Origin of the sequence: Lachnoclostridium sp. (assembly GCF_031997925.1) — a bacterium.
GTDB lineage: Bacteria > Bacillota > Clostridia > Lachnospirales > Lachnospiraceae > Lachnoclostridium.
Genome location: NZ_DAMADT010000032.1, coordinates 1 through 13,930, shown reverse-complemented (window position 1 = coordinate 13,930; position 13,930 = coordinate 1). Strand labels below are relative to the sequence as shown.

Sequence of the window (13,930 nt, the reverse complement as noted above, 5' to 3'; positions counted from 1 at the left end):
GCAGTAAATGCAGCAGCTACAGTTTTTATCTTTTATTTATTTTCTGCAGCATGACGAAGAGTAGCTTCATTCGCGCTCCAATCGATACACTGTTGGAAACCATAATTGTAAGCTTCTGTTTTCATCTGATTAACAATCTCATTGAATTCAGCATCTGTCTTTGCATATATAGCTTTCCAAGAACCATTCTTAATACATTCTTTTACCTGATTCCATATAGTATCAAGTTCATCGCTTCTTACACTATCAGAATATGTATTTGCCTTTGATACGGAATAATTAAACTTTGATAAATACTCTTTAATGCTATCGGCTTTAGTAGCATCTCTCCAACTCTGATCAACATCAGAAACTGGAAGATTTAAGTAACGTGGCCAATATAAATAGTTATATGTCTGACCATTTACACCACCTAGGATTTCTGTGTTTCTATCCCAAGTTAAATTATTGATTTGTTGACGTCCATCTTCCCAGTATCCAGTGTATGGAGCAGGCATAGTCGTTTTTTGATTAATTTGACACTGTAAGCCAAACTCGGTTAAATCAACAGAACCATCTGACAAGTATTCCCAACATATATCCTTTGGACCATATTCGGAGGTCAGATAACCTTCTGGAGTGCATAACCAGTTAATAATTGCCATACAAAGTTCTGGATACTTCGTGTTAGCACCAATTGACCAGATACGGTTACCACCATTGGTATTAAGACCATAAACTAAAGTGTCCTGATCTTTCACTGCTACAGGAAGCATTTTCTTTCCAGCTGTAACGTGTTCATCCGTGTTATATTGAGGGGCTGCCATCCAACCAAAGATACAGAAGAAAGCGCCACCGTCTTGATAATCTTCCATACACCCTGAATATCCTTGAGTCATAGAGTCTGGATCAAGTAAACCATTTTGGAATAAAGTATTATAGAACTTTAAACATCTTAAATAATAGCCATTGTCAGCCAAGCAATCCTGGAATGATCCATCATCTGCGTTATAAAATCCGAAATGGAATTCATCAACACCAAAGAAGTTGGTTGCAGTTGCCTTTACGAACATAGCCATATTGCCATCCCAATCATTAAATAAGGATACACCATAGGTTTCTGTCCCAGAATCCGAGGTAGGACATACTTCTTTCATTTTCTTTAATACACCAACATAATCCTCTAATGTATTAATTGAAGGACTACCAATTTGTTGATATAAATCCCAACGTAGATCAGGATGGTAATCGAAATCACCAAAGCTGCCACCATTTAATGCTATGTTATGTCCGATGCCATACATCTTTCCGCCTGAGATTATCTTGTTTTTTTCTAATGCAGCACTCATATTCTTATTAATAGACGGTCCATAGTTTTTAACAAGATCTTCGTCTTCCCAATCAAAAAGCATTCCCTTTTCTACTGCTTGCTTGTATTGGTCTCCATCATTACCGAATACAACGAGATCTCCCAAATCCCCAGATTCCATACGTGTCGAAAATACACCGTCACCTTCATTGATAATGTTTAATTTTACATTGAATTTTTCAAGAATTACATTTGCAAACCATCCAATTTGGATGCCCTCATAATTTGCAAGTTGTGAATATACATTTAATGTAAGGGTTTCTTTTGGTATAATGTCTGACAGATCAGCTGCCTCTGTCAATTCAGGTGTTGGTGTAGCGGTTGCTTCTGGAGCATCCGTACTCTTTGGTGCTTGTGTTGCTGTTGGAGTGTCTGTAACACTTGGATTTGATGTCGTTTTTGATCCACAACCAATTAAGGAAAATGCCATGGCAGACGCAAGTGTTAACGCTAAAATCTTCTTCAGTTTCATCTTAATTCCTCCTTATTTATGTTATATATACACCTCAAAAATAAAACCACCTTTGAGATGTTAACATCTTATATTCTCACATCATAATGACGTGATAATGAAACTCTTATCCTTTTACAGCACCTAGCATAATACCTTTTTCAAAGTATCGTTGCATAAAAGGATAAACCAAAAGAATTGGTATGATTGTAACCATAGATATGGTATATTTGATTGTTTTGGCATTCAGTATATTATTTAAAGCAGAACCAGAAACTGAACCCCCACCGGAGCTCATAACACCCTTAAGGTTTGTAGCTGCATTTAAGTAAGAGTATAATTTATGCTGTAAAGTATGAAGTTCTGGTGCATTCGGCATTAAGATAAGAGAATCCATGAATGAATTCCAGTTTCCAACAGCACCAAAGATGGCTATCGTTGCTAGAATTGGTTTACTAAGCGGCCATATAATCTTACGAAATACAGTCATATAACTTGCACCATCTATCTGGGCACTTTCCTCAAGCTCTGCAGGTATCGATTCTATGTATGTCTTAACTAGGATTATATTATAAGGCGCTACAATTCCCGGGATAATATAGGCTAAAAAGTTATTTGTTAATCCTAACATCGACATATTGATATACCATGGAATCAATCCTGCATTAAAATACATTGTAACAACAATAAAACGATACCAAATCTTTCTTCCCCACATTTCATTCTTTGTTACCAAATATCCAACAAACCCAGATGAAACAACCATTAATAATGTTCCAATTATAGTTCTTGATAAGGTTACTGTTAATGAAGTAATTAAATCATTCACATTCGCTAGAGCTAGATAGTTTTTGATATGAAATCCTTGTGGTATAAAGTTAATCGCACCTTTTCGTACTAAATCATTATCGCTGACTGTATTGATAAAGATATAGTAAAAAGGAAAGATGCATGCTAAAGTAAATATAAGAAAGAAACTATGATTGATGATTTCAAAAATCAAATCTTTTGCAGTCATTTTAAATCTTCTTTTATGTTTCTTTTCATACTCTATCTCTAATTTCATTTCTAACTTTTCCTGTTTCGTTCGTCGTGCCATACTAATTACCAGCCTTTCCATGGCCTGCAAACTTTGGGCTGCAGGCACAATATTTGCAAAGTGAATTGAAATTCCTTTGTACAATTTTTCGCATTACTTATATTATGCTGTTTCCACGAATTATCTTAGATACCCTATTAGCACCAAATAACAAGATAATACTAACAATGGATTTTGCCATACCAACTACAGTAGCGAGCGGAATCTTACCATTGTTAATACCTAATTTATATACATATAAATCAAGTACTGTAATAGTATCCGTGTTGTATGCATTCTCAAATACTAAGTATTGGTCCATACCATTGCTTAATATACCTGCAACCGCCATAATAAGTAGTACTAAGAATGTTGGTAACAAAGAAGGAACCGTAATATGCCACATTCTTTGAAACCTGCCGGCACCATCTACGGTAGCGGCCTCATAAAGTTGCTGATCAATTCCCGAAATCGCGGCAACATAGATAATCGCACTCCATCCAAGTCCCTTCCACATTCCCCATGCTAACATCTTTAACCACATATGATTATTACTCATTAAGTAATTCACGCCATTATCTATAACGCCTAACTTAATTAGGATAGAGCTTAGAAAACCATCTGTAGAAAAGATAGAAAAGGCAACCGCAAATACTAATACCCAGCTGATAAAATTTGGAATGGTTGTAATTGTTTGAATAAATCTTCGTAGACGAAGACTCTTAATCTCACATAAAAATATAGCAAATGCCATAGCACACCAACTGGTTGCAAGTCCCAAACCACTCATGGCCAGAGTATTTCTCAAAACCCTTACGATATCTCCTCTAGTCGATTTATTTTGAAATAAATATGTAAACCACTTAAATCCAACGAATTTATCCAGAGATAAAGAATCACCTGCTTTATAATCAAAGAAAGCATAGCGCCATCCGAACAATGGTAAATAAGAAAATACAAAGCAAAGAATAAGAAATGGCATGATTAATAAAAATAACTTATATTTGGTTTCCATTTCGTATTTTTCATTCTTATCTGGTTTTGGTAATAAAATTAATAAGAATATTGAGGTCAACAAAATAAGAACTGCAAGTACAATAAAAATAAGTAGAGCATTGCTTTCCATTGGCTGAACCTTATCTGGATTGGAGGTCCCTTTGATATCAATTTGTGCCCACCGTATTCCATAAGCTCCTATTAAAGCTAGTACTGTACCAACTACATTAAGTATGTTACCTTGCTTTTTCATCTTAAGGCACCCTGGTGATAAGCATCCACCTACCGCACAAAGTATAAATCCAATACAGACTATCATGCTGGAAAGAAATAAAACTTGGGTAGTCATTGTCCCAACCCAACCCTTACTAAATGCCCTCCCAAAATTCTGGGTCAACCGTGAGTAAAAAAATCCACTGGTGAATATAGATAAATTTTTACCAATTAATCCACTAATCCGTGAAGGATTAATTGCAGGAATGAATAGAAGAATCACACCTATGAGACTACTGATCAGTTGAATAAAATAAAGACTACTCGTAACTTTTTTTACCTTCATACTATTCTTTCTCCTGTCTGATAACAATTTTTCTGTTGTAAATCCCACTTAGTTACTGTTATTCGTATACTGAATAAACAAAATACACATATATAATTTTACACTATACAATATGGAAATAATAGGTTATAATTGGTATAAAGGATGTCCTTTTTGGTACGAAATTTTTTCGCTATTCATAACATTTTACAAAAATAGGTAGGTGTTCTATGTCCAGCAATAGTAATAGTGTTTACAAATACTTAGGTAATACTGAAAAAGATGGAATCATTGCTTGTGGTTACATAACTAATCCATCGAACAATACGCAGGTTGAGGTGAAAAACCCCTATTACAGTTGCTTTATTGTATTAAAAGGGAAAGGGGAATACAGTGATGAGTTTGGTCGAAAATACAAGCTATCTCCTGGAAAATTAGTTCAACGTTTGCCAGGAATCAGGCATAGCATTGTGATAAATTCGAATATTCAATGGAAAGAATATTTTATAAGCTTTGGTTCAAGTACCTACTATGCTTTGTTATCCATGGGGCTGTTAGATCCGAATTTTCCAGTGCTAGATTGTGTTATTTCAGAAGACACTCAAAATGAATTTGACGAATTGCTATCACTATTAGAACATGCTGAGAATCATATGTTATTTTTTATCTCCCAACAAATGCAAAATTGTATTCTAAAGCTTCTTTCAAATACTCAAATTACAACTAGGCAAAAAAGAATAATTTCAAAAGCAAAGGACTTATTAGGTAGTAATTTAAATGTAAATTATACAGAACGTGACATAGCTGATATCCTAGGAGTTGGGTACGAAAATTTTCGTAAAACTTTCAGGAAAGATGTTGGAATTTCTCCTATGGTTTATCGCAATCAGCAACGAATGTATGCTGCAAAAACGATGTTACTTAGTGAATTAACAACCGCAGAAATTGGCGAGCGTCTCGGTTATACCGATGCATTTACTTTCTCCAAACAATTTAAAAAACACTGCGGAGTCTCTCCTAGTGTTTTTAAAAAGGAGAATATTAAACAAGTATTTTAATTTTATCAAATTTATCAATTATGACTATCAAGACAAAAAAATGAACCTCGCAAACTTTACTTTCATAAACAATTAAAATACGCTTTGCAAACATTTATTTGTCACGAAGTAAGAAGGAGGGTTTCCCCTCCTTCTAATTTGTAGTTATATAGTTTAGTAATATTAAGAATTCAGATTTTTGAATACCTCTGCTTAATTACCAAAGTTTTGTTTTAGCTTGATTTTATTCTCTATCTTAATTCTTTTTCTATATTGGTAATCTCCGCCTCTGTATTATCTTCAATAAATTGGATTACATTCTCAATCACACTATCTGCTAAGGATGCAACACCAGTAACGCAAGCCACTGCAATTACAATCGTTTGATGAATATCTTGTTCCTCAATCTCAACAACGGAAACATTAAAATGATTTCTTATCTTCGCACACAAACTCTTTACAATCATACGTTTTTCCTTTAAGGAATGTACCCAAGATGCATACAATGTTATTTTTACAGTTCCTATAAACATATCGTAATCTCCCATTACCTGAAATAATTCATTACCCTCTCTCTACTATACACAGTTTCTTTTACAATATAACAAAACTTTGAAATCATTGATAAAAAGTAACACTTCTTTACCTTAGCAATGGAAAGCCATTTTGAAGCATACCAAATTGCATCATTTTCTTCCTCCTACATAGGTATCCTTTTAAATCGCTGTAGTGGATAATTCATCTCTGTGCAAAGTTCACCTTCCACAAACCCCATTTGTTGATAAAACTCTCTTGCTGCCCCACCTTTTTGATCCTCTTTTCGAAATGTTACTACGGCAATTTCCTTCTCTTGATTAAGATTACACAACATTTCATTGACCAAACGTGTAGCAATTCCAGTTATTATGAACTAAGTTAAACACATAAAACGTGTCAAACGAGCTAAGCAAACCTGTCAAAAGTGTCAAAGTCTACATTTCTTCTGGACATTCAATACCCAATAATCCCATAGCATCTTTTATAATTTTTTGCGTAAGTTCTACAGCAATCAAACGTGCATCCCTTAAGTTTTCATCTGCATTTAGAATATTGCACTCATGGTAAAACTTATTAAATGCAGTAGATAATAAAATCATATATCGAGCAATCACAGAGGGTTCAAATCGGTTCTCTGCTTTATAATTTCTTAAACTTACGATTTCCTAGAAAATAATAAAAAAAGAACCATAAAAGATTGCCATCACAGCTAAATCAATTACGGTTCTGATGATAAGTCTAATAGTAACAGGACCGCATAGAAACAAGACGTACCTTTCTTGCAACTATGCGTTTTTTACGCTTCATTACAAGAGCCTACGTCTGCATCTACGTCTTAAACTATTGCGAAATCCCATTAACATATTATCCATTCCTTTCCAAATATTTAAGTTAGTTTAGCATATTATACTTTTTCTTGCAAGGGAATTGTAATCTTGCGAACTAGTTGTATTCATGCGAATTCGTTTATATTTATTATTTAACTGGCTTTAACTGAAACTTCATCATCACAGGATTATGATCCGAATATAAAAAACCATTGTCTATTGTTTCTATACTATTAAGCTCTACATTATCAGAGATTAAAAATCCATCCACCATCGTAACAAAAGAAGTTTCTTTGTTATATGGTGCATCCGCATTACGGCAGGATGGCGCTAACATTCCTCTCAATTCTTCAGATAATATATCATATGCAACCATAATACCGGATGGAAGTAGACTGGATGGAAATGGCTTTGCCCAATTTTCTTCCATCACAGGAGTGTGAAAGATGGATGGAGAATCACCTAACAAATCTTGATTAAAATCTCCCCCGCAGATAATATAATTACCTGCTTCTAAATCACTCTTAATATCCTCGCTTAACATCTTTATCTGATTGTTTACAATACTTTCAGCCTTAGTATATGCAGAAAGATGTACATTATAAAGACATAAGTATTTCCCATTCTCCACCATGATTCTTGATTTTGTATAGCATCTGTCTAAATCAATTAGCTTATAAACAGAAGTATCAATCGGTAAACTGCGTCTTACTGAATCTATGATCGGAAACTTAGATATTGTACTCATCCCTGATTTCGTCTTCCCATGTGGCTTTAAAATTGGATAAATTAAATACGGAGAATCGTAGTTAACTGCAAATGCTGAAGAGATATCATCAAATGCATCAAGTATCATCTCATTCTCATTCACTCCATAACTTCTAGTAGCTTTTAGATCCACTTCCTGTAAGAATATAAAGTCTGTATCCTTGCTCTTTACAACCTTAATACTACCATTGATATTATCAATCGCTGCTTGCTTATTATATGCTCTAGAGTACTTTCCACCATCCATAAAGAAACTATAGTCTGAAGAATAGGCTCCAAAACCAATGTTATAGGTTAAAATAGAATACTCAGTATCTAAAGTCACATCCTGTTTTTTAGCCTTACCTTTTGTATAAACATTTAATTTTTGATTATCTTCAATTCTATGATAAGTTAGGAATACATAAGCAACATAACTTAAAATCACAGTGAAAATAATACCAAGAACTATGCCTGCTATTTTCAATATTCTTACTATTCTCATACGGAATAATTCCCCTCCCAATTCGTTATGTATTTTGATTAACAATTATATTTATTATAATCGATAAAACAAAATACGTAAACAAAAATTGAGTTCTACTTAACAACATTACCTGCAACATTTAACACAATAGTATGTTTTTCTATAAGAGAGCATGCTAGCCTCTTTATAGAAAAATATACTATTCTCTTTCTTAAAATATAGGTAGTTATTTGTTACTATTTTGTTCCACTCGAAACTTCACAATTTCAGTAATTAATTCTTTTGGAAGCGGTTTGCTAAGCGGAAATTGAATTGCTCCTTTTGAATATTTATAATCACCAAGCTTATGTTTAAATTGTTCCACCCCATCTGCCCCAGGATAAAACCCAATATGAGCTTTATGCAAAGCAAAATGAACTAAGTTCCCATTCAAATAAAAGGTAGGCATTCGCCAGCTTATCTTCTCTGTAGCTTCCGGCGCTGCTTCTTTTATAATATTTCTTATTTCTTGTAATCTAAGTTGTAGCTCCAATGGATACTGAAGAATATATTGGTCAATCTCATTCATCTATTCTCTCTCCTAACGTAATTCATTTCGATTCAAGCCTATTTTATCATAAAAGTATAATTATTTCCTCTTATAATTTCCTTACGAGAAAGAATTATTTCAGTTACCTTGACTTACCCTTTAATTGCTCCTTGCGTCAGGCCATCTACGATTTGATTACTAAAACAACAATAGATCAGAATGGACGGTGCTATTGCTATAACAATCGCTGCAAACATCTGAACATAATTGGTTGCATATGGCCCAACGAAATAAGTTAACGTTACTGGCAGAGTCTTTTTTTGAACGTCTGAAATAAATACCATAGCCATTAAGAGTTCATTCCAGTTGTTCACAAAGGTCATTAATCCAGTTACAAATAATCCAGTTTTCGCAAGTGGTAATGCAATATGAAAGAAACATCGATAGATTGAACAACCGTCGATGCATGCTGCTTCAAACAATTCAGATGCCATTCCTTTAAAAAAGTTAGTCATTATAAAAATTGTCATTGGCAAAGAGAATGTGATATACGGTAAAATTAATCCTAATAACTGATTTGTTAAATTCAGCTTTGAAAACTGAATAAACAACGGTATTAAAACACAATGAACCGGTATCATCATGCCAATAAGAAAATATGTCATAGCCGGTCTAGATAGTTTCCACCTCATTCTAGCAATTGCAAATGCAGCCATAGAACCAATTAACATACTTGCAATTAGCGTTATCACACAAACAATTAACGAATTTAATGTTGCTACGCCTAAATTACCACTATTCCATGCAACATAATAATTGTTCCATTGGAACACTTTAGGTAATTGAAACGGATTGACAAAAACCTCTGCATTGGTTTTAAAGGATACCGAAACCATCCATAAAAATGGTAGAACATACAACAGTGCAAAGACGGATAGTAATAGATAGATGATGATATTACTAACTTTTAATCGTTTCACCATACACCTCCTACATCTCATAATTCTTTACTTTTATACTACGGTTAATTACAACTGTTACAATGAGACACATCAATAAAAGAACTACTCCAATCGCATTGGCATAACCATATTTAAAATATTGAAATCCTTCATTATATAAATGAGTTGCTAAGACGTCTGTTCGATGATTCGGTCCGCCTTGCGTCATATTATAAACTAAATCAAAGAATTTCAAGGAACCAATACAGTTAAGAGAAAGTGTTGTTGCTACCATAGGCTTAATTAAAGGTAAGGTAATAGTAAAAAAGCTTTTAAATTTGCTAGCACCATCTATGTAGGAAGCTTCATAAAGTGTTTTCGATATTCCGGAGATCTGAGCCATGTAAAGCATCATTGTAGTACCTGTATACTGCCATAAGGCAACAAAAGCAATGACCCACATTGGTAAAACAATAAACCCTTTCGTGTCCATTAGCCAAAGTGGTCCTTCTACACCAAAATAAGCAAGAATTTGATTAATACCCATTTTCGGATTAAAAAGAAAAGACCATAACAACCCAAGTGCAGCGGAAGACAGCACTGCCGGTAGATAGTATATATTCTTAAACAGATTTCTACCTCTCTTAATATTAGTTAATATTCCTGCAAGGATAAGTCCTAATATCTGCTGCGTTATAGCAGAAAAAAGCATAAAAAATAAAGAATTTTTAAGGGCTGTCCTCATAATCTTATCTTTTACAAAAAGTCGTTTAAAATTATCGAAAGCAACAAATTTAGGAGACGTTAATGCATTCCAATCACATAAGGAATAATAGAAAGTCTGACATATTGGGATCAATAGGATCGCTGTAAACAAAAGTAATGCAGGTGTTATAAATAAGATGATAGCCAATTTATTTCGAAAGATTTTATCCAAACAATTACCCCCTAATCTGATAAAAAGCAAATTGCCTTAAATTTTTTACCAAGTTGGGCTGTCGCAACTGCGACAGCCCAACCTTTCTATTATCTTACTTTTTCCATACATGCTCTTTATAGAAATCCTGAACATTTTGGAATGCTTCCTTTACCGAAATACTTCCTAAGAATAAATCAACCATAGAATTATCAAATGTATCCCCTGCCTCTACGGAAGCTAATGATTCATTATAAAAGCCAAGAGTACCGGTCGATTTTGATAAGATATCCATAACATAACTTAGCTGTGCTGGCGCTTTTTCTTTATCGTATTCTACCTTAATAATTGGAATCTTTCCTCCTACTTCGGCAGTATACTTTTGCGCTGTCTCATCTGTAAAACATTTCATAAGTGCTATGCAAGCGTCCTGATTTTTCGTTTTTGAACTCATAACTAGATTATCTGTTTTAACTATCATACGATTAGGATCAGCCCCACCTTCGATTGCTGGGAAAGAAAATACTCCACACTTTGGCTCCATATCTGGATTGTTACCATTAATCTGACCAATTGCCCAAGATCCTTGTACTAACATGGCAGCTTCGCCATTATAAAAACTTGCGGTTGCCTGATCATTCGAATCTCCTGCTGCTGTTTTTTGAAAGTACTTTGATAATTCAACTAACTTTTCACCAGCATTTATAAAAGATTCACTCGTCCAATCTAAAGTCCCCGCATTTACTCCAATTAAGTTATCTGGTCCACCAGCTCTATCACAAAAATAGCCTGCTATCATTGATAAGCACCATGCGGTACCTGCCGAACAAGAAATTGGTGTGTATCCAGCACCTTGAATCTTTTCGCAAGTAGCAATCCACTCCGTAAATGTTGTCGGAACCGTAGCCCCTGCTTTTTCGAATAGTTCTGTATTATAAAAAACCAAAGCAGCTGCAAAGTTTGTTGGAACTGCATAAATTTTTCCATCGTATGTCATTCTCTCGAAAATACCTTCTGTAAAGGAATCGTACCATTTCGATTCATTTTTCGTTAAAATATCGGTAAGATCTGCTGCTGTTCCACTTTCCACATACTGAGTCAGATTTGGTCCAGGATTACAGATAAATACATCCGGACAATTATTAGCGGCAACTAATGCATTTAATTTTGTATCATATTCCTCTAGATTTGTAGTAATCGGTGTACAGTGATATTTTCCAGCATATTGTTCATTAAAACGTTCAATTACTTTTGCGTATCCTTTTGAAATTAAGTCTTCAGTGGCCGTTAAGTCGTCCCAAAACATCCACTTAATTTCAACTACTCCATTTTTGTCTGTGGAAGTATTTGAAGATTCATTTCCACATCCTGTTAGTAAACTAATTGTCATTGCTGCGATAAGAACTAGTGCTGTTATTTTCCTCTTTAACATAGATATCCTACCTCCTAGAATCAACATATTTTAGGAATATTGTATAAATATTTTCCATAATATGTATGTCTTTTTGTGATTTTACTATATCAAATTGAGTCGTTCCTTTCATCCGAAAAATTGCTTTTTAACTACGAAAAATTGCTAATTTTTCTTAACTGCCATTGTAATTTATTTAAATATTGTTATAATCTTATATGTAAATATATGGTTATTCTTTAACTGGACTCAATTCTTGAAAGGGAGGATAGTTTGATCCATGATAGAAACATTACACGGAATGAAAGAGACCGTAAACTTTAAGACCAATACAAAATTGCGCCTCTATATGAATGACGAATGCGAAAAATACCTCTTGAAATCATAATGCCAACGGAAAGCGATTACCGTGTAGCCTGTTCAAAAACAGTATTTTGTCTAAGTGAGGGCGATATTCTAATCATAAATCCAGGAGTAGTACACAGCATGGAAGCACCACCTATTGGAGAGCGCCTTATTTTTCAAGCGGATGTTACACTGCTTTATGGGATGAGGGAGTTAGAAACAACCTTATCCTTCATCGCTCCAGCCCTTCATATAACAGGCGAAGAGTCCCCATTTGCACATGAAAGAATTCGTCAATTATTACTTTCCATTAAAGAAGAATATTTTGCAGAAGCATCTCTGAGTGAGGCCTCTATCTATTCCAAATTAATCGAAATATTTGTTCTAATAGGACGAAATAACTCTCCAAACGCCCACTGCTTTTATCATAAAAATTCAAAACAGCGCGAATATACAGAACGGTTTTTATTTATTTGCAATTACATAAATGAACATTGCGGTGAAGACTTAACTCTTGATGAAATTTCAGATCTTTCTGGATTTAGTAAATACCACTTCAGCCGATTATTTAAACAATTTACCAATGTATCCTTTTATCGATATCTTAATAACAAAAGAATCGCATATGCAGAAAACCTTCTGATGAATGATGAGCTTACTATCACAGAAATTGCATTGCAATGTGGTTTTAGCAGCCTTTCTTCTTTTATTCGAATGTTTAAGATTGTTAAAAACTGCACACCGACGGAATTTAAGATGATGTATACAACATAACTACTGTAATACAGTCAATTGTTGTTACAATTTGGGACAATTATAGCCCTATTCAAAATATGAATAGGGCTAATGTTTTGTGGCTATTTTATTTTAGAGGTATCAGGCAGTGATATTTACTCGTTCTATCACAGGAGATTTTGAAATTGTCCAAACATTATAAACGGTCAGGAATAGCTGAACAGTCAATAATGTGGCAAAATATAACAACGACGCTTGCCACGGAAAACTGTATGCTGCGGTAGTGATGGTTTTATTCACCAGGAAACACGCCATATACCCGATAGGAAATCCCGCCGTAACAGTTATTATTGTTGCTGTGAATGTGTTTATTAAACCCTCTGATAGCAGGGATGTACGCATTTGTTTTCCCGTCATGCCAACCGCTTGCAATATCCCTAACTCCTGTTTGCGTGAAAACATATTCGTTGTGTTGGTATTTATCAGGTTTATGATACCAAACACACCAACAAGTAACGCCAGAATAAACACCATTCCCCAGCCTCTATCAAATTCTGCCTGCCGTTCTTTTACCACCGCCGAATAGGTTTGCATTTTAATGTAGGGATTACCCTGCATTAGCATGGTAATCTGCTGCTCTACCGTGTTATCTGCGGTGGAAGTTGTTATGATTTCCCAACTATCAGAACAGACAGTTCCTGTAATCTGCCGCAATGTGCTATCAGTCATTCTAAAAATTCCCTTAAAAGTGTCATTATTATTTGTAATACCCATGACGGTAAGTGTAGTTTCAACATACTCGCCTCTCCCGTCAAGGGTCGTAAACTTTAATGAATCTCCTAATTGCGGCTCCCATCCATAAACATTTTTGACAGTTCCCGGCGAATTGATAATCAAGCCGTTATCTTGTGACAAAATATGATAATTCGCCGTACCGGCTATTAAGGCACTCGTCAGTTTAGCTTCATCCTGCGGTGCATATCCATAAATATTTGCGGTCTCATTGG

The 13,930-nt window shown here is 34.6% G+C and carries 14 protein-coding genes; 2 read left to right on the top strand and 12 right to left on the bottom strand.

The window, feature by feature from the left end; genetic code table 11:
- Positions 1-32 precede the first annotated feature (32 nt).
- From RTP52_RS16620 to RTP52_RS16610, 3 genes are all read right to left on the bottom strand, one after another.
- On the bottom strand, positions 33-1,820 hold the full coding sequence (locus tag RTP52_RS16620) for an extracellular solute-binding protein (protein WP_312372588.1): 1,788 nt from the start codon (positions 1,818-1,820) through the stop codon (positions 33-35).
- Between the two features lie 106 nt (positions 1,821-1,926).
- Entirely contained in the window at positions 1,927-2,898 is a 972-nt protein-coding gene (locus RTP52_RS16615; protein WP_312100422.1) for a carbohydrate ABC transporter permease, read from the bottom strand.
- A 97-nt stretch (positions 2,899-2,995) separates the two neighbouring features.
- The gene (locus RTP52_RS16610) at positions 2,996-4,432 is read right to left on the bottom strand and encodes an ABC transporter permease subunit (RefSeq protein ID WP_312372587.1); all 1,437 of its coding nucleotides are present in this window, start codon (positions 4,430-4,432) and stop codon (positions 2,996-2,998) included.
- A 209-nt stretch (positions 4,433-4,641) separates the two neighbouring features.
- On the opposite strand from RTP52_RS16610, the gene RTP52_RS16605 reads away from it, so the two are divergent.
- The gene (locus RTP52_RS16605; protein WP_312372586.1) at positions 4,642-5,469 is read left to right on the top strand and encodes an AraC family transcriptional regulator; all 828 of its coding nucleotides are present in this window, start codon (positions 4,642-4,644) and stop codon (positions 5,467-5,469) included.
- A gap of 230 nt (positions 5,470-5,699) precedes the next feature.
- Here RTP52_RS16605 and RTP52_RS16600 read toward each other — a convergent pair whose 3' ends face one another.
- The 8 genes from RTP52_RS16600 to RTP52_RS16565 all read right to left on the bottom strand — a co-directional run bounded on the left by RTP52_RS16600 (position 5,700) and on the right by RTP52_RS16565 (position 11,864).
- Entirely contained in the window at positions 5,700-5,981 is a 282-nt protein-coding gene (locus RTP52_RS16600; RefSeq protein WP_312100417.1) for a DUF503 domain-containing protein, read from the bottom strand.
- 167 nt (positions 5,982-6,148) lie between these two features.
- Positions 6,149-6,331, bottom strand: a complete 183-nt coding sequence (locus RTP52_RS16595) for a hypothetical protein (protein ID WP_312372585.1) — start codon at positions 6,329-6,331, stop codon at positions 6,149-6,151.
- A gap of 88 nt (positions 6,332-6,419) precedes the next feature.
- A complete protein-coding gene (locus RTP52_RS16590) occupies positions 6,420-6,647 on the bottom strand; it encodes a DALR anticodon-binding domain-containing protein (RefSeq protein ID WP_312372620.1) in 228 nt (75 codons plus the stop codon).
- 313 nt (positions 6,648-6,960) lie between these two features.
- Complete coding sequence (locus RTP52_RS16585; protein WP_312372584.1) at positions 6,961-8,064, bottom strand: endonuclease/exonuclease/phosphatase family protein; 1,104 nt, start codon at positions 8,062-8,064, stop codon at positions 6,961-6,963.
- Positions 8,065-8,272: 208 nt separating this feature from the next.
- Entirely contained in the window at positions 8,273-8,614 is a 342-nt protein-coding gene (locus RTP52_RS16580; protein ID WP_312100411.1) for an iron chaperone, read from the bottom strand.
- 113 nt (positions 8,615-8,727) lie between these two features.
- Entirely contained in the window at positions 8,728-9,558 is an 831-nt protein-coding gene (locus RTP52_RS16575) for a carbohydrate ABC transporter permease (protein ID WP_312372582.1), read from the bottom strand.
- 7 nt (positions 9,559-9,565) lie between these two features.
- Positions 9,566-10,453, bottom strand: coding sequence for a carbohydrate ABC transporter permease (locus RTP52_RS16570; protein WP_312372581.1), 888 nt, complete (start codon positions 10,451-10,453; stop codon positions 9,566-9,568).
- 94 nt (positions 10,454-10,547) lie between these two features.
- Positions 10,548-11,864 carry an ABC transporter substrate-binding protein gene (locus RTP52_RS16565; RefSeq protein ID WP_312372579.1) on the bottom strand — a complete coding sequence of 439 codons (1,317 nt, stop codon included), beginning with the start codon at positions 11,862-11,864 and terminating at the stop codon, positions 10,548-10,550.
- A gap of 339 nt (positions 11,865-12,203) precedes the next feature.
- Between RTP52_RS16565 and RTP52_RS16560 the strand changes: the two genes are divergently transcribed.
- Positions 12,204-12,962 (top strand): AraC family transcriptional regulator, encoded by a 759-nt coding sequence (locus RTP52_RS16560; protein ID WP_312372578.1) that lies wholly within the window; start codon positions 12,204-12,206, stop codon positions 12,960-12,962.
- Positions 12,963-13,064: 102 nt separating this feature from the next.
- Here RTP52_RS16560 and RTP52_RS16555 read toward each other — a convergent pair.
- Positions 13,065-13,930: ABC transporter permease (locus RTP52_RS16555; RefSeq protein ID WP_312372577.1), on the bottom strand; the 866-nt coding region annotated here is incomplete at its 5' end.